At 35.7% G+C, this 21,926-nt stretch carries 18 protein-coding genes; all 18 read right to left on the bottom strand.

Annotated features, from left to right (window positions below; genetic code table 11):
* Window positions 1-142: 142 nt before the first annotated feature.
* The 18 genes from GILLI_RS08390 to GILLI_RS08470 all read right to left on the bottom strand — a co-directional run bounded on the left by GILLI_RS08390 (window position 143) and on the right by GILLI_RS08470 (window position 21,589).
* Window positions 143-1,459, bottom strand: coding sequence for a capsule assembly Wzi family protein (locus GILLI_RS08390; RefSeq protein ID WP_006988667.1), 1,317 nt, complete (start codon window positions 1,457-1,459; stop codon window positions 143-145).
* Window positions 1,460-1,922: 463 nt separating this feature from the next.
* On the bottom strand, window positions 1,923-4,340 hold the full coding sequence (locus tag GILLI_RS08395) for a GumC family protein (protein ID WP_006988668.1): 2,418 nt from the start codon (window positions 4,338-4,340) through the stop codon (window positions 1,923-1,925).
* A gap of 1 nt (window position 4,341) precedes the next feature.
* Window positions 4,342-5,136, bottom strand: coding sequence for a polysaccharide biosynthesis/export family protein (locus GILLI_RS08400; protein WP_006988669.1), 795 nt, complete (start codon window positions 5,134-5,136; stop codon window positions 4,342-4,344).
* An 871-nt stretch (window positions 5,137-6,007) separates the two neighbouring features.
* Window positions 6,008-7,132: a YjbH domain-containing protein gene (locus GILLI_RS19040; RefSeq protein ID WP_156798656.1), complete on the bottom strand. Its 1,125-nt coding sequence runs from the start codon at window positions 7,130-7,132 to the stop codon at window positions 6,008-6,010.
* Window positions 7,113-7,916, bottom strand: a complete 804-nt coding sequence (locus GILLI_RS19045) for a YjbH domain-containing protein (protein ID WP_006988671.1) — start codon at window positions 7,914-7,916, stop codon at window positions 7,113-7,115. The genes GILLI_RS19040 and GILLI_RS19045 overlap by 20 nt, the downstream gene beginning before the upstream one ends.
* An 89-nt stretch (window positions 7,917-8,005) precedes the next feature.
* Window positions 8,006-9,064, bottom strand: a complete 1,059-nt coding sequence (locus GILLI_RS08415; protein ID WP_006988672.1) for a hypothetical protein — start codon at window positions 9,062-9,064, stop codon at window positions 8,006-8,008.
* Between the two features lie 226 nt (window positions 9,065-9,290).
* The gene (locus tag GILLI_RS08420) at window positions 9,291-10,496 is read right to left on the bottom strand and encodes an MraY family glycosyltransferase (RefSeq protein ID WP_006988673.1); all 1,206 of its coding nucleotides are present in this window, start codon (window positions 10,494-10,496) and stop codon (window positions 9,291-9,293) included.
* An 812-nt stretch (window positions 10,497-11,308) separates the two neighbouring features.
* Window positions 11,309-12,028, bottom strand: a complete 720-nt coding sequence (locus tag GILLI_RS08430) for a WecB/TagA/CpsF family glycosyltransferase (protein ID WP_006988674.1) — start codon at window positions 12,026-12,028, stop codon at window positions 11,309-11,311.
* Window positions 12,029-12,048: 20 nt separating this feature from the next.
* A complete protein-coding gene (locus GILLI_RS08435) occupies window positions 12,049-12,984 on the bottom strand; it encodes a glycosyltransferase family protein (RefSeq protein ID WP_006988675.1) in 936 nt (311 codons plus the stop codon).
* A gap of 9 nt (window positions 12,985-12,993) precedes the next feature.
* Window positions 12,994-13,839 (bottom strand): glycosyltransferase family 2 protein, encoded by an 846-nt coding sequence (locus GILLI_RS08440; protein WP_006988676.1) that lies wholly within the window; start codon window positions 13,837-13,839, stop codon window positions 12,994-12,996.
* 1 nt (window position 13,840) lies between these two features.
* Complete coding sequence (locus tag GILLI_RS08445) at window positions 13,841-15,169, bottom strand: O-antigen ligase family protein (RefSeq protein ID WP_006988677.1); 1,329 nt, start codon at window positions 15,167-15,169, stop codon at window positions 13,841-13,843.
* Entirely contained in the window at window positions 15,170-15,598 is a 429-nt protein-coding gene (locus GILLI_RS17710; protein ID WP_050855601.1) for a glycosyltransferase family 4 protein, read from the bottom strand.
* Complete coding sequence (locus GILLI_RS08450; protein ID WP_050855602.1) at window positions 15,565-16,281, bottom strand: glycosyltransferase; 717 nt, start codon at window positions 16,279-16,281, stop codon at window positions 15,565-15,567. The genes GILLI_RS17710 and GILLI_RS08450 overlap by 34 nt, the downstream gene beginning before the upstream one ends.
* Window positions 16,259-17,437, bottom strand: coding sequence for a glycosyltransferase family 4 protein (locus GILLI_RS08455; protein WP_006988679.1), 1,179 nt, complete (start codon window positions 17,435-17,437; stop codon window positions 16,259-16,261). Before GILLI_RS08455 ends, GILLI_RS08450 begins: the two co-directional genes overlap by 23 nt.
* Window positions 17,438-17,443: 6 nt before the next feature.
* Window positions 17,444-18,580: a glycosyltransferase family protein gene (locus GILLI_RS08460; protein ID WP_006988680.1), complete on the bottom strand. Its 1,137-nt coding sequence runs from the start codon at window positions 18,578-18,580 to the stop codon at window positions 17,444-17,446.
* Window positions 18,577-20,103: a lipopolysaccharide biosynthesis protein gene (locus GILLI_RS08465; RefSeq protein WP_006988681.1), complete on the bottom strand. Its 1,527-nt coding sequence runs from the start codon at window positions 20,101-20,103 to the stop codon at window positions 18,577-18,579. The genes GILLI_RS08460 and GILLI_RS08465 overlap by 4 nt, the downstream gene beginning before the upstream one ends.
* Before the next feature lie 290 nt (window positions 20,104-20,393).
* Window positions 20,394-20,549 carry a hypothetical protein gene (locus GILLI_RS18380; RefSeq protein ID WP_006988682.1) on the bottom strand — a complete coding sequence of 52 codons (156 nt, stop codon included), beginning with the start codon at window positions 20,547-20,549 and terminating at the stop codon, window positions 20,394-20,396.
* A gap of 89 nt (window positions 20,550-20,638) precedes the next feature.
* Entirely contained in the window at window positions 20,639-21,589 is a 951-nt protein-coding gene (locus tag GILLI_RS08470; protein WP_006988683.1) for a GDP-L-fucose synthase family protein, read from the bottom strand.
* Between the last annotated feature and the right edge of the window lie 337 nt (window positions 21,590-21,926).

Below are 21,926 nucleotides of genomic sequence, written 5' to 3' on the forward strand. Positions count from 1 at the left end.
ACTAAATGGATTTGAGGTCATTACAAAAATTATTTTTGCATCCTAAGGGCTAAAAAAAGAAAATCCCCGCAAGATTGCGGGGATTATATTAACAAAATATTGGCTATTTCGAATTTTCACCAACAAGAAAATTCTTACAAGTTTAAAATCGCTTCGAGAGTTTTACTCCAATGCCGAAAATGGGCGAAGCATCAGAAGTTAATTCCAGGCCGGCCTGAATATCCAAATCGATGAAATTTCGTAAAACCCCGAAATCAGAATACAAATAAAAAGCCTGCTCTATGGATATATATGGTTTTAAGAGGGTTCCCTCGTTGCTACGATAACTCAACAGCAGGCGATAAGGGAAAACGTTAAAATAATCGGAGAACTGCCCTCCTATTCCTATATGATGAGCGATGAAACTATTGTTAACTATACCCTCACCTCCGGGGGAAACAGTAAAAAAAGGAGACCCGAGGACTCTGTTTTCATAGGTCCACCCAGAACTGTAAATCCTATTATTGAAATAATCTTCAGCTCCGCCACCAAAATAGGATCCCTGATTACGCGTATAGGTAAATTCGTATATAAAAGAGTTGACAACCCTGTCACGATCCTCATTCTCAAAATAGATCCCATATCTACCGTCCGGTATATTTTTTAAGAAAATCCCGGGAGCGCTTTCAAATAAATAATTATAGAAAAATTCCAGACTAAAATCCCTGAAACTTCTTTTCACATGGGCTTCAAAACCTCCAATATGCCGACCCGAACCGCCGGATATGGCTGTTTGCCCTGTTATATTCTTTATATAATCTTCAAATTTTTCCGGTTGGTCTCCCCGGGTCTGTGAGGTTCCACCCCATTGTACAAAATGCTGCCCTCCTGCTTTAAAGGTCCATCTTTCATTAGGTTGCAATACTAATACAAGTCTTTTATGGTGTAATTTTGCCGCACTAACATGGCGATCTGCTTCCAGGAAATATTCATTCCAGGAACCTTCAAATCCCAAAACGGATCTTTCAGACAAAAAGACGGGTTTACTGGTTCTAATCTGAAGGCCGGGAATTGGTCTCGCGTTCAATGACCACAATATATTTTCATTAGTACTGCTCAAACCATTATACAATTCTTCCTGCTGCTTTCTGCCCGCGATTACCTCCAGCCAATTGTTTCTAAACTGCAGGTAAGACTCATCCAAAAAAACCTCATCTGCTATTCCATCCTGGTACAATATTCCCAAGCCTGCTTCCAAAGTGGAAGTAGCACCAAGCTCATAGATGGCTCTTCCGGTAATCCAGCCTCCTGCATTGGTGTTTTTAGAGATCCTACCCCGACTATTCTTATACATCCAGAATGGCATATCTTCCCCGGTAGAATACATTCCCTGTAAATTCACCTCTCCCGAAAATTCCAATTGGGAATAGGAATTAAAACTTAAAAATAAAAAAAGAAATATAAATGTTTTTTGAAACATGGAGAAAGTAGTTGAAAAAAGGTTGAAAAGGTTGGAAGTGCAAAGTTAGTTGGATGTCTTTCTGAGTGATTCGCTACGAACCCCTCCCCCTTCGGGACCTCCCCTTGAAAAAAAGGGGAGGAGCCTTTTATTTTTTAAAAATGAAAAGTATTGAAGAATTTAGATTTTCATATTTGGACTAATTGCCCGTTCGAGTGAGAGAACTCCCCCTTCGGGCCAGCCTGCCGGCAGGCAGGGGTTGGGGGGCTTTTTCCCTTGTAAAAAAGAGGAGCTTTTTGTTTTTTGTAATAGGTGCTTTTAGATGTTTTAGTTCCCGGGGGTGATTTTAACTCTTTTCCCGCTTTTCCCCCACCCCTAAAGGGGCGGAAAAAGTTATTTGAAAGAAATGTGATTCCGTTCCCGATCTTTTTTTTGCGGCTGAGTGAGAGTTCCTCCTTCGGGGGTTAGGGGGCCGTTGGATCCTTTACCAAATTGCAGCCTTGCCCTTTATCTTACTCCAAAATCCCTCTTTTTCTGCTCCATACGCATAGCCATACTTATTTCCGTATCCAAAGTTGGCCATTTTAACATCGTTCAACACAAAACTCACATCGTGCAGTTTTCCATCTTTTTTGGCATCTACGGCAAAATCGATCAATTTCTTCTCGGTGTATCCGGCACGGACCACGTAAAGGGTTAGATCGGCGAATTTATTGATCAGGAAAGTATCGGTTACCAGCATTACCGGTGCGGTGTCTACCACGATATAATCGTATATAGATTTAAGGCTCTCAAAGAGTTCGTCGGCACGGCTTCGTCTCCATAATTCTGAAGGGTTTGGAGGAATGCTCCCGGATGGTAAGAGATCCAGATTAGCATGTAAACTAGAGGTAATTATAAGCTGCTCCAGCTCCAATTCTTTATTCACCAGATAATCACTTATCCCTTTATTTTGCTTTGTTTCAACCTGATAACGGTGCAACTGCGGATTCCTGAGATCGGCACCCATTACAAGAACTTTTTTACCAGAATTTGCCAGGGTAAGGGCAAGGTTAATCGCTGCAAATGTCTTTCCTTCCCCTTTTACGGTAGAAGTGACAAAAAGAATATTTCCATTGTCCTTATTTTCAGAATTTACCAGCAAATATTGCAAATTGGTGTGCAGGATCCTGAAGGCTTCAGAGAGTACGGAGCGGTCATTCTCGATAATCAATCCTTCCTCTTTTCCTGTAAATTTCGGGATCTCCCCTACCAAAGGAATAAATCTAAGCGCACTTTGCATATCCTTCTGACTGTTGATCTTGTTATTGAAAAGTTGCTTTAAATAGATCACCATAAAAGGTATCAATACTCCCAGGATCAATGCTGCAAGCAGGATGATCTTATTTTTGGGAGATACCGGGGTCGCAAGGCTGTAGGCACTGTCCACAATCTTAGCTTTGGGCGCGGTAACCGCAAGGGATAAACTGGTCTCTTCACGTTTCTGCAATAAGAACAGGTACAGTGCTTCCTTTATGCTCTGCTGCCGCTCAATGCCTCTAAATTGTTTTTCCTTCCCCGGAACTGAGGCGATCCTGGAATCTATGGTTGCAGATTGCCGGTCCAGGTCTTCCCGTACGATTCTCAGGTTTGACCGCATGCGTTGTAAGCTTACCAAAACGTTGCCCTTAATTTGCTCGATCCGACTGTTAATGTCCATCACTACCGGGTTTTTAGGGGTAGATCCGCTTAATATCCTGTTCCGCTCCAATACAAGACTATTGTATTCTGAAATTACAGAATTCACTCCTGCCTCCGAAATACCGAGATTGGCAGGTAACAAGTCGCTTTCTGAGTTTTTAGCGATATAATCGAGCATCGCGTTGCTCAATTCCAGCTGCGTATTCACCTCCTGGCTTCTCTTGTTGAAATCGCTTGCATTTTCTATGAACATGGCAGATTCAGCCTGAATATCGGTAAGCTGGTTTTCCTCTTTAAAATCTTCTTTTCCGCTTTCTACAGAATCCAGCTCGCCGGTAATAATGTCTAGCCGGTCCTCAATAAAGCTGGCGGTATTTAACGCTACCAGGTTTTTGTCCTCAATAGCCTGCCGGTTGTATTCCAGGATCAACTGATCTAATATATCCCTGGCCTTTTCCTTCACCGGGTCATTCAAATTGAGCTCGATCAAACTCGAATTCTTATCGGTTAAATTTAGCTGAATTTTTTCGCGATACCCGGCACCTGCAGCCTCCACAGTTGAAAAACTAACGATTAACGGCTCTGCGTTTGCAGAAAATTCTTTTAAATTGGGAGTGAGGCTTTTATTGATTACTATCGTACCAAAATTGAGATCTACAGGTTCTCCATAATTTGCCTTAATTTCTTTTCCGGTCAATTCATTTGTTAGGAGCAAAGCTTTTTCTCCTTTGACGTAAATTTTAAAGGTTTGCCCTCCTGCCAGGGCTTCATCATCCTGTTTCAGGATCTGGATCTCTATGGGGTTGTTTGAATAAAGCTCGGTGGTTTGCACATTGCCCTCTATAAAATAGCGGACATTTAATTGCAATTCTTTGGCTACATCGGTAATAAGACGTTTAGACCGCAAAATACCCATTTCATTCTCCAGGCTGTTGCTTCCCATTCCGCCTAAAAGTCCAAGACCTTCAAAAGCTTCAAGACCGGGAATTGACCCGCCTTTTTTCTCATCTTTTATGATGATGGTAGCTGTAGACTGATATACCGGGGTGGTATAACGCAAATATAAAAATGCTATTAGCACGCACAAAAACAGGCTGGCGACAAACCAGGGCCAGTACCTGAAATATTTTCCGAACTCTTCCCGCAGATTGATCTCTTCTTCCTGCTGAAATTGTTGTTGGGGCTGCTGCTGTTGTTGCTGATTATAGGGTTGTTGTGACATATTATCTGGTGATCAAGATGGCTAATGAGATTAATACGGAGGCTATGGAAATATAAACCGTAGCGTTTCGGTTATATCCCGCGCCTTGTTTCTGGGCATTGTTGGGCTCAACATACACCACATCGTTTTGTTTTAAATAATAATAAGGGGAATTCATCACATCGGCATCGGTAAGATCCAGGTAGGCATACTTTTTTTGCCCGTTTTCCTCCCGCACCACCAGCACGTTTTCACGCATTCCGTAAATACTCATATCCCCTGCCAATCCAAGTGCTTTTGGCAGACTCAAATACTCATCGGGAATACTAAATGTTCCCGGACGGTTAACCTCTCCTAAAACACTTACTTGAAAATTCACAATACGAACATTTACAATAGGTTCTTTTACATACTCACTAATAGAAGCTTTTAATTTAGCCGCTAATTCCTGCCTGTTTAATCCAGCAACCTGAACAGTTCCTAACTGCGGAAACTCTATATTCCCATCGCTGTCCACCAAAAATGGCTGTAATTGTGGGGTACCTCCTACTCTTAATCCGGCATCGCCACCTCCCATAGCAACTCCTACCACCGGCAGGTTAAAAGGCTGTGCAGCTTCCATATTGTATGCAGAAACAGAAATTGTTAAAAGGTCATTGGGTTTAATGCTCAGCCCTGTTTTTGAAGCATCAGCCAATTGTTCCAGTTGCTCCATATTCTGGAAATAGGTGATCTTTTTTCCGGAAACACAGGAATTCAGGAATAATACGCTGAGGATTGCCAGTAAGGGCAGTTTTATAAATTGTGGGGATTTCATGGATTTGAAAATTTTGGCAAATGTAGGGGTTTATGTTTAATGTTTTAGGCTGTAAGCTTTAGGCTGTAAGCTTTAGGCTTTAGGCTTGAGGCTTTAGGCGGTAGGCTGTAGGCTGTAGGCTGTAGGCTTTGGGCTGTAGGCTGTAGGCTGTAGGCTTTAGGCTTTAGGCGGTAGGCTTTAGGCGGTAGGCGGTAGGCGGTAGGCGGTAGGCGGTAGGCGGTAGGCTGTAGGCTGTAGGCTGTAGGCTGTAAGCTTTAGGCTGTAAGCTTTAGGCTTTAGGCTGTAGGCTTTAGGCTGTAGGCTTTAGGCTGTAGGCTTTAGGCTGTAGGCTTTAGGCGGTAGGCTGTAAGCTGTAAGCTGTAGGCTGTAGGCTGTAGGCTGTAAGCTGTAAGCTGTAGGCTGTAGGCTGTAAGCTGTAAGCTGTAAGCTGTAAGCTGTAGGCTGTAGGCTGTAGGCTGTAGGCTGTAGGCTGTAAGCTGTAAGCTGTAGGCTGTAGGCTGTAGGCTGTAGGCTGTAAGCTGTAAGCTGTAGGCTGTAGGCTGTAGGCTTTAGGCGGTAGGCTGTAGGCTTTAGGCGGTAGGCTCTAGGCTGTAGGCTGTAGGCTGTAGGCTGTAGGCTGTAGGCTGTAGGCTCTAGGCTTTTTTTTGGCTTATAGCTCCTTTTGGCTGTAGGCCTTTTTTTGCTTGTAGCTTAGGGCTTATAGCTTATAGCTTTTTTTGGCGTTTTCTCCCTTCATTGCACTCAGGATGACAAGGGAGAACTTCATTCTTAATATTTGCTGCGAAAATAATTAATTTGATTTAACTAAACTTTAAGAAATGACAATAACATTGCGAAAACCGAAAAATTAACACCAGTTTATCCAGTATTTTTATAAAGTATTTAAAAAGTTTTGATTGTATTGCCTTAGAACATCCGGCAATCTTGGCATTCCCAGTCTAAAGTTTTGGGCCACAGGATCTACATTATTATAGGTGTATTCCCATCTAAATTCTTCGGTAGTGCGAACTTCAAATTTTCTGGTTCTAACAATTTTTCCGGGGAATAGTGAGAATGCGAATTGAAAACCTGTTGTAGTACCAATATTTGTAGCAGAGGCAAAAAGTCCAATTTCTGCTGCTGCAAACTGCTTTATAAGGTCGAATCTTACTCCTTTATCTTTATATAAAAACTGACCTGCAGTTAACTTTACACTCAAATTTTCCAAAGGCAACCTGTATTCTACATCGGCAGTTACATAAATATCGTCCATAGGTTCACTATATAAATTCAATCCGTTGAACCAATAAAAACCGGTCAATCCACCTGCAAGTCCGTAACTCCATCTTTTATTGAGATTGGCATGACGGTATTCCAAATCTATTCCATACCTGTTATTATAAAAACTTCCCAGGCTTAAAGAAATAAAATTATGGTCCCATGGCTGATTGAAATAATGGATCATAGAGGGTGCAGGACGCAATTCTAAGCTTTGATTATCCAGATTATTCACAATTGGAATAGCGATTCCAGTTTCAACACTTAAACCGGATGCCAGGTAAATTCTGGTATCAAGATTAAAATTGAATTTTGTTTGAAAAGGATCTGTATAAAAACCGAACCTGGAGATTACTTCAGGATGAATTCTTAGACTGAATCTATCATTTTTTAAAACTTTATTCTGACTTTTATAAAATTCCTTCTCAGCTTTGGTTAAAGCTGAATACACGTAATTTTCTGAATGATATTTGCCAATTGGAATATTGTGAAATACAGGTATAAAATTTAAATCACTAATTTCATTTGTTGATTCATTAGAGATCAATAAGCCTGCATACCTCATACTATGATAAGGATTTCTAAATTCCCGATGTTCAAAAAACACATTTAGAGAGTCGGTACCGCCTTGAATGGAAACATTTTCAAAACCTGCCTTATACAGGGAATCCTGAAGATCCTGGGCCTGTGTACACATACCCAACATACCAATAACAATTTTAATCCAAATCTTTCTCATAGCTTCTCAAAGTTTTTGGAGCAAAATCGAGTGAAAAATTTACAGAAGTGGTAAAAGCTATTTCCTTAGCTTCAAAACTGTAAGCTTGTAAGTATAACCAGTCTTTAATTTTTATAAAAGCACCGGCATTGATGGTTTGCGTATCATATTCAAGCATAACGCCACCAAAATTTACGGGCATATAAGAGAAAGCTCCATAAAAACCGGTTAAGTATTTTGCACCTAAAATTTCATCTTTCTTCTTAATTTTCAGGTCTAAAAAATTACCGCCCTTATTTCTAACAAAGACATAGGGAGAACCATAACCTGCAGTGGCAGAAAAATTCCCTATAGAAGTATTAAAATGTTTTGTAGCCACAAGGTAATCATGGGCAAGTATTGGAGAAATAGATCCCGGAGGTGTCCATCCCAAAACTAAAGCCGGCCAAAACTCTTTCTCATTTAATATCCTAAACCTAAAATCTAACTGACGATCTCCTACCCCAATTTTGTCTGCAATTTGCGGCCTGTAAGCGATGCTTAAATTCACTTCCATAAAAGAAGTAATACTGGCTCTTACATTATAAAAATTTATTGTATTCTTATCTGAAGGAGATTTAAATAATGAATATTCAGTAGGGATATAAGAAAAGGTAAAACCAAGTGGTTTCCCCTCCAGCCAATCTGCTGACGGAGTGGTCATAGCTCCAGGTTTTCCCATGATATTTACCTGTGCCTGACTTTTTGTAAAGACAAGCATAATAAAAAGGGAGAAAAATAAAAGTGAGAACGACTTAGCTGTCATAATTAGAAAAGGGATTACTTATTGAATAAGTAATAAAACAGGCCTGCCTTTGTTAAGACAAGCCTGTAAAAAATTATTTTTAATAAGATCTAGCTTCCAGATCCCTGGTTGTGACATTTAGCGTAAGCAGCAGTTAACAAAGCATCTGCTTCAGCTTTAACAGCAGCAAAATTACTTTGAATTAAGGCCGTTTTTTCAACTTTGATAGTTTCAACTCTTGCCAATTCAGCAGCCAAAGTATCTTCTAACAAACTAGTTGCTTCAGCTTCAAAAGTAGTGATAAGCACAGTAGATTTCACAACATATAATAAAGCGAATTCTCTAAGGTCCATAGCCAAATCTGCATCTGTATCACTAATTGATTCTGCATAAGTTAAGATCGCAATTGCACTATTTGCAACAAAAGTTCTATTCTCCTCTAACATGGCGTTTAAAGCTGCAGTTCTATCATCAAATCTGGAGTTTGCAGCGGTTACTCTTGCATCATAATTTGCGTTGATTATTGCTAATTGCTCATCACGTTTTGCAATAGGAGCTTCCATTGCAGCATTATAAGATGCCAAAGCAACCTCATTACAAGTACCGGTACCGGACTGGCTCACAAGATCTGCCAGGAGATCATTCACTACTACTCCAGCCTTGTTTTGCTCCTGAGCTCTGTTATAATCATCGCTAAATGCTATTGATGGAAAAAGAGCAGCAACCTCTGCAGGCAATGTTTCCAATTCAGCAGCTAAAGCAGCATAATCACCGGATAATTCAGATCCATTTAAGATCTCTTCAATTTTTGCAGCATCTAAAGCCTGGGCTTCATCCTGAATATCTGTAGTTAATCCATCAGAAAAAGTACCTACAGCAGTAATATTGTCTTTGGTGGTTTGACTTAGATCTCCAGACTCATCCTGAAAATCGGCAATCATCGCTTTCGTTGCTTCAGAATCCTCAACAGACCCTAAATTTGGTTCAGTAAATTCAGGTTCTGGATCGTCAACCTCTGGTAATTCGCTTAAATTTTCAAATTCTTTAAATTCAAAGATTTCCGGGCCGTCATCGTCATTCTTACTACAGTTAACGAGTAGTAATGAGAATAAGGCAAGTGCCAAAAATTTAAAATACTTGCGGGGGAAAATTGTAAAATTAGTTTTCATAAAAATGTGTAATTGATTAGTAAATAGAATTATTAGTAAAATTGTAATTAAAATTTGTTAACTGAAAAATTAGCTAATATAAAATTTTTATAAAATTGAGAACGATTGATATGCTTTAGATTCTCCGGATGATCATCCTGCGGGAGGGCTTCTTCAGAATGACAAATGAGAACCCGCTTGTGGCGGATTCTTCAGAATGACGTTAAAACAAGTTACCATTGCTTATTTAATTACCAGAAATTTCCAACTCCACTTCTCTCTCCTTCCGCTCCTCCTTAATATCCTCTTCCTCAAAAAAGGCATCAGAATATGTAGGCTTAGCTTTTTGTTCTGTAAGCACTTTTAACTTTGAAAACAGAAAAAAGCTTACGGCATACATTAAAATGGTTATAAAGCTGAGCCAAAGGTTTGAAACTAGTGGCGCCAGAAAGAAAAAGCCGGATATCACCATCAAGTTCAGCAAAGCTAGGCTAAAACTTGCCCTGAAATGGGTAAACCCAAGATCCAGAAGTACGTGATGAGCATGGTTCCGGTCGGCTGAAAAAGGGCTTGTTTTATTGGTCATCCTAATGATCATCACCCTCAGCGTATCAAAAGCAGGTAAAAACAGCACGCAGGCAATTAACAGCAAACGGTTAGAAGGATCATAACCTTCTGCTATTAAGGATGGATTTGGAGCCATTACCAGGATTTTTATGGTGAGGAAAGCAAGCAATAAACCAATAACCAGGGAACCGGAATCTCCCATAAATATCTTTCGCCTTCCGCGGGAAAAATTAAACCTTAAAAAGGCGGTTAATATTCCCATCACCCCGGTACTTACCAAAACGAAATAGGAATTCCCTGTCATATAAAACACCATAGCGTAAACTCCTGCAATTACCATCCCTGCCATAGATGCCAGCCCGTCAATTCCATCAATAAGATTGTAGGCATTAATAAGAGCAATGGCTATGGTTGCATTAATACTATATCCTACCACTGGCGGAATTTCATAGATCCCCCAGAACCCATTTAGGGTATTGAGTTGCAGCTCTGGTGAAAAAATCAGGAAACAAACCGCTGCGATCTGGCCGAAAAGCTTTACACGCGCTGTTGAAACAACCAGGTCATCCTTAATTCCCACCATGAATAAAATAGTAATGGCAGCAATTAGATGGTTTCCCACATAAGTCAGTCTCAAACTTTGCAGGGTAGTCAGCAAAAGAATGATGGTAACATAAAAAGCTACTCCTCCAAAAGACGGAATTGCAGTAGAATGTGCGCTGCGGTCATTGACCTGCGCCATCAGGTTCTTTTCTTTGCTTACCCACAACACCTTAGGAATTAGGTAGAATGTAAGGCAAAAGGCAAATATGAAGAGCCCACCTATAAAAAGTAAATTGTAAGAATGGAACAACGCGAGCATTGTTTCCTGGTCAAGAATATTCATAATGGGAGGTTTTGGTTAATTAAAGAATTGACCAATTGGTAGGGTAATTAGTACTGGGTAGTCGGTAATCGGTAGTAATTAGGTGATTGACGATAGTGTTGAGTCTTAATCTTTCTTCTTTAGACTTTATAAATTAAACATTATACAATAGTCCTCAGGCTTCTAATATTACTGCCGTGCTGTATACCTAAAGTAAGGAGCTCGGGATTCATTAAAAACGCGATTGCGAGGGAGCTTTTTTTTGCGACCGTGGCAATCTGTTGTAAGTTAATTGGGGATTGGTTGATTCGTTAATTGGTTGATTCGGGATTCGGGATTCGTTAATTCGTGACTTTGTTACTCCGTTACTTCGTTACTTGGTCACTTCGTTACTCCTTTGAAAACGCCATTGCGTGGGAGCTTTTTTTTGCGACCGTGGCAATCTGCTGTAAGTTAATTTGGGATTGGTTGATTAGTTAATTCGGGATTCGTTGATTCGTTAATTCGTGACTTTGTTACTCCGTTACTTTATTACTTGGTCACAATGTTACTTCGTTACTTCGTTACTCCGTTACTTCATTACTTCGTTACTTCATCACTTCCCAACAAACTGCCCCAACTTGCTAAAATTCTTATAAGCCAAAACCTTCAGCGGGTTTTTAATCCCATTAGACCGTAATGCCTTTAAATCTTCTTGGGATTTAAGTTTTATATTTTTAAGGCTCCTGTTACTTGCACCACCAACTCTCATTTTAGTAATAACCATTGGCAGGTATTTAAAATTTAAGTCGGAGTCAGAAAAGATTCGCAGCATAAGAGAAGTAAAATAAATTTCACTGCTTCACTCGCGCTCTCAAAACTTCAAATACAAACTTGGGTGTAGAAACCAAATTGCGTTCTGCAAGTCTTCTAGGTTCTTTTAAAAACCGAGGAAGAAATTCCAATCCTAGTTTGATCCAAAATTTCGAAGGCCGTTTCACAGTACCGGCATAAAAATCGAATACGGCTCCAATGGAACAAATAATATTGGCATTGAGTTGTTCTTTATATTGATAAACCCATTTTTCTTGTTTTGGAGCAGTCATTCCAACAAACAATACATCGGGTTGAACGGCGTTTACCTCTTCCCACATCTGTTTGCTTTCTTCCCGGGTAAATTCTGCTTTATACGGTGGAGAATACGTATGGACTATTACATTTGGGAAATCCTTGGAAGATTTTTCTTTAATTAGGGCAAGTGTCTTTGCAGAAGCTCCCAGAAAAAAGCAATTGCCACCAGTTTTATTCAATTTTTCCATTAAAAAAAGAAATATATCATAACCGGCAATCTTTGTTAATTTTTTACCTTTTAAAACTTTTGCTGCCCAAACAATACCGACTCCATCCGGTAATAATATATCTGATACCATCAAAGCTTTTTGAAATGTGACATCATTTTTTGCGATAACAAAAGAATGCGGGTTAATAGTGTTGATAATGCATTTTTTTTTAATTTGTATGGCTGAAAGTGGTGCATCAAAAATCTGATGTTTTACTAGTTGTGTTAAATTCATGATTTAAAAGATCTTTCCTTTTATTTAATTTTAAAAATTCTAAATTGGATTTCTTTAACAACCATTTTAATTCCTTTTAAGCTATTTAAAAGTTTCAACCTATAAAAAAGTTTATAACTCATTTTATAATAATTTAAAAACTGTTTTTCTAGTTTTGGATTTTGAACTAATGGGGTGAAATTAAAATTCCGTTTAGAAAAAGTATCTAACTCAATTTCAAAAACACTTATACCTTGACAATGCGTACTTTCATCTGAAAATCCAATATTTTTAATTTTAGAATATATAGGATAAACTGTAAATTTATTTTTAATAAAATGATCGTAAACCCACCAAACATACCATGAATCAATTTTTCCATTTATAGATGATATAAGCATATTATCTATATCATCTCCACATGTTATTCTAAATTCCCTTAATTTATCATTATCTAATTTTAGGTTTTTATTCCTAAAAACATTTATATCCCACCTACTTTTCCATGAAGCCCATCCCCAGGAATGTGCTCTTCTTTGAAAGTGTATATCTATATTCCTACACTTTTGCAAAATTTTTGTTGAATAACCACTTATAGATTTAATTTTTTCGTCGTTTTCATAAAACTCTAGTGCGTGATTCATAAAATCCAAGAAATTTGGGGTTGTAATCAAATCATCTTCCAGCACAATGACTTTTCCATATTGCTTAATAATTTGAGTAACACCTGAAATAATTGAATTAGCCAAACCTTTATTAGTTTGAGATTTAAAAATAGTTATTGATTTAAATCCTTTTATAGTTTTCAAATATTCCCTTACAACGTTGACTTTATTAGAAGCTGCTTCATTTTTCGGGCCATCAGAAAAAATAAATAAATCACTTTCTTTGGCCAAAAAATTATTTTGCAAGGCTTTTACAGTTTGTTTAGTTTCCCCCAAACGGTTATATGTAAAAAGGCAAATTGGTGCAAGCATAATTTGTTTCTAATTTTTTGATAGTTTAATATACATACTGGGTGATAACATTTTTAAATATGCCTTTAATGAAAATATAATCCATCTGTTCCCCCAAAATTTTTTACGAAACTTGTTATATTCCGTAATATTCAAATCTAATGGGGAATGAAATGCTTTCCATCTTTTTATTATTGCAACTTCTGGATTACACCAACTGGGAATTCTTCCGTTTGGAGGACAAGTGGCTACATAATTTTTAGTGGTATAAGATTGAAACCCATTCTTTGCAGCACGTAATCCATAATCAAAATCACCCATTCCGTGGGTATAGTCGTTAGATAAATTGCCGATTTTTTTGAAAATAATTTTGGAAATAAGAACAACATTGCCATTAATATATTTACATGTTTTGAGTTCTCCGTTTGGAATTACCGGCCCTGCTTCGTTTCTTCCACCATAGGAGAAGTTATTCTCACCGTATATTGCTCTACAAGCTGCAGTAATTAAAACTTCATTTTGTTCAATTTTTTTTGCCTCGCCATAGGCATTTAATATTTGCACCAAACCATCCTTGTCCAAAATAGTATCATCATTTAACCACAAATAAAAATCAAACTCTTTGGTTTCAGCAGCCGTTTTCCAGGCCATTCGCATTCCCTGGTTCCAAAATAGATCGCCACTTCCTTGGATAACAGTCACATCCGGAAATTCCTTTTCTACTGCCGAACCCGTTCCATCGGTTGAACCATCATCTACTAAATAGAGGTCTAGGTTATAATCTTCGGGTAAAGCAGCTTTAGAAAGTGCTTCAAGACACTGCAGGGTTTGGTGCTTTCTATTATGACAAGTAAGAAGTACGGCAATTGAATCCATATTATGAAAGGTTTTTTTTATCAGAAAATGGATATTCTACTATTAAAGAATCTTGTTTGAAAAAGAAATAGTTCCTACTGCTATTAATAATAAATACAGCTACCAGAAAAACAGCATTATTAATATTCAAGATAGGTGGCCGGAAATAGGATTCGAATAAATTTGGAATCAAGAACAGGAGAAAAAACATAATAAATAGTGAGTGTATTCTTTTTGTTTTTCTAAAAATTGAAATCATAAAACCAGTTATAACGATTACACCAAAAGCTCCATAAAATACGATGTAATCAATGAATGAAGAATATGATGAGGTTGCAAAAAATAAATGAGATGGAAAATTTTTCATCCGATTTTCTAAACTGAAAAAATCTGCACCCAAGCCTAAGGGGAAATTTTTCGATAAGCTATCAAAAGCATATTCCCATATTAAAATCCGATTTGAAGTTAAGGATATCAAATCGATATTTTTAAGAGAAACAAGTGCATAATATAAAATTGGAATAGCAAGAAAAATGGCTATAGATTTAAGTAGCTTTAGTTTATAGATAAAAATTAAATAAAGTGCTATAATAGATAAAAAAGTAAGCAATGCATTTCTCGAACCGCTCATTAAAACCATAGAAAACAAAAATGTGAGGTTAAAGTATTGCCACTTGGTTCTTTTTAAATTAAAATAAGGAGCCAGTAAGATAAGAATCAAAGTAAAATTTGCCACTATTACAATACCATTGGGATTCGTGAAAATGCCGGACCAGGCACCATCTTGAAATATAGTAGCTTCTGGTTTTAAGAAAATCAATGCGAATGATGAATAAAAGTACAAAAGTAGAATAGTATTAATTATTTTCTTAATGTGGGAATTTTCAAACTTGCCAAACAACAGGAAAATACTAAATAAAAAAAGATACATCAAATCACTTAAATTTATGGATAAACTTAATAAGCCAATGTTCAATATGATAATGAGGTAGAACCATTTATCTCGCAGTACTAAATGCCAGTTGAAAATATTGCCGCGTTTAAGAAACAACCAAAGATTTAAAGCTGTGAGATATAATAAAATACCATAATTAATTGCAATAATTTGTGAGGACAACCCTGTTTCAAGTTGATTTACCATATCATCAGTAGACTGACCTCCTATTGGTATCATTTGTCGAGATTCTAATAACAATCCTGGTATTGGATAAAAAAGTAGCGTATGAATAATATAATATGTTATATCTTTTGCTGAACTTTTCTTTCTTTTTATAAAAGTTTTAAATACTGGTAAAAGGATTCCAATTAATGTAATTAATAATACTAATATTAAAGAATCGGTTATAACCATTTAATTCTTATATAGATTGATTATTTTATTTACATTTTCATTCATTGAATAGTTTTTTAAGCAAAATTTGAGTCCGTTTTCTCCTTTAATTTTCATTTTTTCAAAATTATTTGACGATTCAATAATCTTATCGGATAAAGCTTTGAAATCAGGCTCAATTAAATACCCATTATCATCGTTTGAAATTAAATCTCTTAAACCCGAAACATCGTATAAAATTATAGGAAGCTTACATGCCATAGCCTCTACTGCTGCAATCCCAAGGCCTTCATATTTAGAGGTCATGACAAATAAATCAGATGCTATTAAAAAATCTCGAATTTCTTTTTGAACACCTAGGAAATATATTTTTTCTTCAATTCCTAAACTCTTAGCCAGCTCTTTCTCTACTTTTTCTAAGCTGCCCGAACCAATATGTAAAAAAAACAATCAAATTCCTTGTTTACAATTGAAAGTGCCTTTATAATTTCAGAATGTTGTTTTACTTGATTGCAACTTCCAGTCGTAACTATTACAAATGTATCCTCCCTTAACCCAATCTTTTTTCGAATCTCATTTCTTTCATTCGAATTTTTAGCTTGATAAAAACGATTTGTATCATACCAATTATTAATTCGAATTGTTGGGTTTTTATAATAAACCAATTCATTTTCCTCAACACTTTTACTTATACTTTGAAACTTTATTTTTAATATTTTTCTCGCTGTAACCCTGCCTATGAATGACCTAATATAAACAAGACCTTTAGTGTTAAACGTACTATGTACAGTTCTTATAACCTGCACTCTCGCAAAATAACCACAAAGGGCAAAAAACCAATAATATTGTGCTCTATGTATATGTAAAACATCAACTTTTTTTATCCGTAAAAAAGAATAAAAATTTCTAAAATATTTTATAAAAAAAAGAATATTCTTTAAAAATTGAGTTATTGGTTTATGATATAGTTTAAAACCTTTTTCTTCAAATATATTAACATAGTTCCCCCTATTTTCACCTGTACTAATTGCTATTAAATCTATATTTTCCTTTTGAAATAAATGAGCTGCATTAGCATACATAGTTTCCGCCCCAGAAAAATTTATTTCATTAAATATATGTACTACTTTCATTTACAATTCTTATATACTCATTAATATATTTCTGACATACTATTTTCTGAGTAAATCGGTTTTTTAAATTATTTATCCCATTGATACTATATTCCTCGTATTTTTTTTTATTTGTTATTAATAATTCCAATTTGTCTGCTATTTCTTGAGGGTTATCAATATCTACAAGACAGCCAGCTTTTCCATAATCTAAAACCCAGGGTACTGCTCCAGAATTTTCACCTGCAATAACAGGAACTCCATTGGCCATTGCTTCTATCAAAATATTTCCGAAACTTTCTTCTTTTGAGGTATGCAATAATAGATCTGATCTTGCTAATTCTTTCATTAATTCATCATGAGAAAATGTACCTCTATAAAAAACGTGTTTATTTAAACCCTCTCTTTCCATATTTTCAAAGTTCACTCCTTTAGGTTCATAACCTTTACCAAAAAGATGAAGCTCAATATTATTGATTTGTTTTCGCAAAATGCAAAACGCTTCTAATGCTGCTACAGGATTTTTTAATTTGCCCCAACCATTAGATATATAACAGATCTTTATTTTCTTCTTAATAACCGGAGAAATTTTATGCTCTTTAATATTTTCTTCTTTAAAAGAATTTGGTATCACAACACCGTTAACATTAATTACATTTTTTAGATAATTGGAATTAAAACTAAAGTTTTTACCATTTTTTCTAACCCAAATATCCATAATTAACCGAAAAAATCTATATATATGTTTCTGAAACTTTAAAACTTTAGGGGCATAATCTCTAAATGTTATTAGATGAGGTGTTTTAGCTAAAATCGTTCCTATTGCAAATTCATAACTCCAATGTGCATTAACAATATCTATATTATTTTTTTCTTCCAGAATAAAATTTCTTATCTGTCTAAATTCCTTTTGACAAAAATCGATATATTTAATTTTTGAGTTAATTCTAAAATTCCCAAAAATTATTTTGATGTTAGTTCCCTCTATCACATACTTTTTAGTTACGCTGGGATCAAGAGTGAAAACAGTGACATGGTGGCCTTCTTTAATAAAACCATCGATAATTTCATTAATAGCAGTGCCTCCCAAACCAAGATTTTCATCATAATTTGTTAGGTTCACCAAATGATGTTTTAAAGGACTAACCTTTATTGGCCCTGCAATGCCTATTCTCATTATAAATTATATTTTTGAAACTCTTGTTGCATACTTGATTTCTTCCTTTAAATTAACCTCAGGTAAGAAGAAAGGAAACTGTACATCCAAATTATTATTATTAGCTATATATCTTTTAACAGTATCAATTTTGAATTTCATACGATGATATTGCGTGTGATTTTCCTCAATATATTTAGCCGCTTCTTGAGCTTTGTAAATTAATTCATCATAATTTATTTTAAGTAATTCTTCAGCTTTATTCAACAAACTATCATTTTGAGATATAAAATAACAATGTTCATTTTCTTTAAAAAGCTTTTTAATTCTTGGGGTTTCAAACATAATTGTTGGTACACCACTCGCTATTTGAAACAAATGCCTGTTAGAAGTATAATAATCAGAAAATGAATAAGGTGGAGCATCTATTGCGAATTTTCCTTTTTGATAAATTTTTTGCTGCATTTCAAAAGGTATTGGTCCATTTGAGTATTTTGTATCCCAGCCATTACCAAATAATCCAAACTTACTATTGAAATGACTATTCATATCTTTTATTAGTTTTAGTCGTTTTTTTGAAGCCCACCAATATTTTGATATTGGATTAATAAATTTATTAGCATTCTTGCTACCTACTAATACAAAATCAAATTCTTTTTTAAGATTTTTTACTTGAGAGTATGCTTTGAACCTAACTTGACACATCCCCAAAGGTGAAAAAACAATGTTATTAGCACCCCAATTAACCATCTTATCTGCTGCTCTACCCATTTGGGTACTAAAGGAAATATCTGCTATACTAGATGCTTCTTTAAAAGCATTAGGATAGTCTGGCAGCATCCAGTTGTCAGAAAAACCGTCCCCACAACTTGTAATAATTACGGGGGATTGATTTAATTTTTTCAATTGTATTAAACATTTTTTTGGCGACGGTATTATTTTTGAATGGAAATGATGAAAATAAACAATGTCATATCCCTCTTCTTTACAAAGTTGAACTACTTTGATGTAAAAAGCACCCCAACCATATTTCTCGGCATAACCGAAATAAGGAATATTAAGAAAGTTTGTTATCTCTCCTTCCTTCTGCAGTTTTAATAGAGCATCATGCCATCCAGGATGATCATTTATTTTTTTTCCTTGTGAAAGAAATAATACATTCATGAAAATTCACTTTTAAAGTTTATTTTTTCTAACGTTACTTTCATAATATTTCTAAACATCTTTGAAAAAAGACAAAACAGAGCCAAAAAAATTGATGCAAAAATTGATGCAGCTATAATCAAATTAAACCAGTTTGTAATATTTATATAAGGTTGAATAATAAAGCAAATCAAACAAGTAACTGCGGCTAAAACCATATTCTTGATTATATAAGTAATATTTTCATTTGTAAACACCTCTCTTTTTCTTAAGCCTTTTAAGTAATACCATCCAGACGTCAATAAAACAGAGGGAATAAGTGCTGCAAGAATACCTACGATTCCAAAGAAATAACCTAAAACAATTACAAAAAATACATAGAGTAAATTTTGAGCAATTATTATTTTACTACTTCCTTTTATATCTCCAAGTGCGAAATTAAGATTGCCGATACTTGAGAAAAACCCTTTGAGAGCCAGACCAACACAAATTAATAAGCTCAATAATATACCTGCAAACATTTTTTCTGACAACCATAAACTAATTAAAGATTCGTTGAAAAGAATAAATCCAGCAATGATGAAACAATATGCCCAAATCAGAAAATGGAAAAATTTGAACAATAAATTGTTCATTTTAGCTGGGGTGTTTTGTCCATGCAAATGGGAAATGGCCGGGGATAATGCCACTGCAGGTTTGTAAACAATACTTTCAACCATTTTAAATGGTCGCCGTGTCATCTCAACAACAGTAATCATTTCAGCACCGATGAATCGGGAGATTATAATTAAATCGAAGTTACTGGAAAGAGTGTTTACTAATCTTGAAAAGAAAGTATATGTAAATTCTTTAAAAAGTGGTAAGGTTTCGGATAGGTTATACTTTATTTCTAATAGCTGTCTTTTGGCTGATATTTGTAGGTAAATTAAATTTCCAAAGCAAGTCAAAATTCCATTAATTAATAACATTGTTGCTATAGCATACAGTCCATAACCCAAATAAAGCAAAATGATATTGACAACAATTCCTATAAAAGAAGCTGCAATTTCTATAATACCGGGCACTTTAGTGTTTTGCATACCGTAGTTTACACCCCTGACAACAGATGTTACAAGACTAAAACAAGCTCCTATAGCGGCAATATTAAAGGAATTAATTAAAACTTCTTGCTCTCCAAAATTTTCAAAGCCCAAAAGGGTAGGTATGAAAAAAGAAAAGATAAAGCTACATATCAATGCTATCCCACATATTAGTGCCCCTATAATTATTCCAGACCCAGCAAGTTTATTTAAATTAGAATTATTTTGATTACCATATTCATAAGCTACTTTTTGTTGTAATACTGTTCCTGCACCTGGGTCAATAATATTTATCCATACCAAAATACTACCAGTTGCCAGCCAATATCCATATAATTCCATATCAATAAACGAAAGATAAATGGGAACAATTAAAAACCCTTTAATTATACCTAATCCAAGAGATATGTATTGAAGGATTAGGTTCCACTTAACAGAGTTTTTTCTACTTGGTATTTGGTTCATAAATAATTATACAAGATTAAACGGAATAAAGAATTGTATAGAAATCTTAGATTAATCTGTATTTTTTGAAATTAGAATTAGATTTTTCGGAATTACTTTTCTCAAGCTTCGCTCGCAACCAAATAGATGCTTTCGTTTTATCTATTTTCTATACTTTGCCGCATTCGCTGTTTAGATTATAATAAAATCCATTTATCCTATCTGGTTTTTCGTGGATAAAAGCACTACTGTATAAATCAATTTTAAGATTAATGTTCTTTGAGGAAAACAATGCTGTTTTCTAAAAAAAACTATTTTATTAACTTCATTCTCTTCATTAAATCTATCACCGATTCTCTCCATTCCTCCGTTCCGCATTCAGCAGCAGTTTCCAAAAGCACTCTTTGCTGATCTTCTTGAGTTTCATTTATCAGCAATTTTTTTATTTGTTCTTTTTTTTCTTTCAATTTTTATAGTTTTTTGGTTCGTATTTTATACTCTCAACAAATTTTATGAGAACTACTTGAGAGCGCTAAATTAATTTCTGTTGCTATTATTACAGTTTTACCTGCTTATAATTTTCGCTATTCTGAAGGAACCATTTATAGGTTTTTTGAATTCCGTCTTCTAAATTAGTTGTAGCCTGCCAGCCTGCACTTTTCATTTTACTTACGTCCATCAGTTTTCGGGGAGTACCATCGGGTTTGGAATTGTCCCAAATAATTTCACCATTGTGACCGGTAATCTCCTGTATGGTTTCTGCCAGTTCTTTTATAGTTAGATCCTTACCGGTCCCAATATTATATAAGTGTTCCGGTAATTTATTTTCTAAGGCAAATACCACTGCATCTGCCATATCATCTACATGTAAAAATTCACGCATTGGTGTTCCAGAACCCCATAGTTCCACAGGCACATTTCCATTTACTTTTGCATCTTGAAACTTTCTTATCATCGCCGGTAAAACGTGAGAAGTTTCTAAATCGAAATTATCACGGCTGCCATACAGGTTGGTGGGCATAAGGGACACGAAGTCTTTCCCAAACTGCTTTCTTATAGCTTCACAGGCTTTGACTCCTGCTATCTTAGCAATGGCATACCATTCATTGGTAGGTTCCAGGCTATCTGTCAATAAATATTCTTCCTTTAAAGGTTGCGGGGCAAGCTTTGGATAAATACATGAGCTTCCCAAAAAGATGAATTTTTCCACCTCAGCTTTATGCGCAGTGTCTATCAGGTTATTCTGAATTTGTAGATTTTCCATCAGGAATTGGTATGGATAATCATTATTGGCCAGTATTCCTCCTACACGGGCAGCGGCGTTTATGACTACTTCTGGTTTTTCAGTTTTAAAGAAATCTTTAACTGCCGACTGATCCCTTAAGTCCAGCTCTGATGATGTTCTGCCTATAAGGTTTGTATAGCCTTTAGCTGTTAAAGCTCTTCTGATAGCAGAACCCACCATTCCTCTATGCCCTGCAATGTATATTCTAGTATTTTTATTCATGTTCTAATTTTTTTTAACCACAGTGTTCACTGAGTTCGGCACAGAGTTTCTCTGAGTTTCCAGGAGTTCTCTGTGCAACTCTGTGCTATTCCTCTGAGTCCTCTGTGTTTAAATTTTTATTCATGTTCTAATTTTTTTAACCACAGAGTTCACTGAGTTCGGCACAGAGTTTCTCTGAGTGTAGACCAAAGTTCAATGAGTTCGGCACAGAGTTGCACTGAGGTTTAATCTTTCTCCGTGAAACTCTGTGTATTCCTCTAAATCCTCTGTGTTTAAATTTTTTTTTGAAATAATTTTTAACCACAGAGTTTACTGAGTTTGGCACTGAGGTGCACTG

This window comes from Gillisia limnaea DSM 15749 (assembly GCF_000243235.1).
GTDB classification, from domain to species: Bacteria; Bacteroidota; Bacteroidia; order Flavobacteriales; family Flavobacteriaceae; genus Gillisia; species Gillisia limnaea.

Coding starts and splice junctions, on each gene's coding strand:
- GILLI_RS08450 (WP_050855602.1), bottom strand. CDS start 16,281: ATGAAAGTAGTACATATATTTAATGAAATAAATTTTTCTGGGGCGGAA.
- GILLI_RS08460 (WP_006988680.1), bottom strand. CDS start 18,580: ATGAATGTATTATTTCTTTCACAAGGAAAAAAAATAAATGATCATCCT.
- GILLI_RS19045 (WP_006988671.1), bottom strand. CDS start 7,916: ATGACAGCTAAGTCGTTCTCACTTTTATTTTTCTCCCTTTTTATTATG.
- GILLI_RS08400 (WP_006988669.1), bottom strand. CDS start 5,136: ATGAAATCCCCACAATTTATAAAACTGCCCTTACTGGCAATCCTCAGC.
- GILLI_RS08435 (WP_006988675.1), bottom strand. CDS start 12,984: ATGCTTGCACCAATTTGCCTTTTTACATATAACCGTTTGGGGGAAACT.
- GILLI_RS08430 (WP_006988674.1), bottom strand. CDS start 12,028: ATGAATTTAACACAACTAGTAAAACATCAGATTTTTGATGCACCACTT.
- GILLI_RS08440 (WP_006988676.1), bottom strand. CDS start 13,839: ATGGATTCAATTGCCGTACTTCTTACTTGTCATAATAGAAAGCACCAA.
- GILLI_RS08455 (WP_006988679.1), bottom strand. CDS start 17,437: ATGAGAATAGGCATTGCAGGGCCAATAAAGGTTAGTCCTTTAAAACAT.
- GILLI_RS19040 (WP_156798656.1), bottom strand. CDS start 7,132: ATGAGAAAGATTTGGATTAAAATTGTTATTGGTATGTTGGGTATGTGT.
- GILLI_RS08395 (WP_006988668.1), bottom strand. CDS start 4,340: ATGTCACAACAACCCTATAATCAGCAACAACAGCAGCAGCCCCAACAA.
- GILLI_RS08420 (WP_006988673.1), bottom strand. CDS start 10,496: ATGAATATTCTTGACCAGGAAACAATGCTCGCGTTGTTCCATTCTTAC.
- GILLI_RS08465 (WP_006988681.1), bottom strand. CDS start 20,103: ATGAACCAAATACCAAGTAGAAAAAACTCTGTTAAGTGGAACCTAATC.
- GILLI_RS08390 (WP_006988667.1), bottom strand. CDS start 1,459: ATGTTTCAAAAAACATTTATATTTCTTTTTTTATTTTTAAGTTTTAAT.
- GILLI_RS08445 (WP_006988677.1), bottom strand. CDS start 15,169: ATGGTTATAACCGATTCTTTAATATTAGTATTATTAATTACATTAATT.
- GILLI_RS08415 (WP_006988672.1), bottom strand. CDS start 9,064: ATGAAAACTAATTTTACAATTTTCCCCCGCAAGTATTTTAAATTTTTG.
- GILLI_RS08470 (WP_006988683.1), bottom strand. CDS start 21,589: ATGAATAAAAATACTAGAATATACATTGCAGGGCATAGAGGAATGGTG.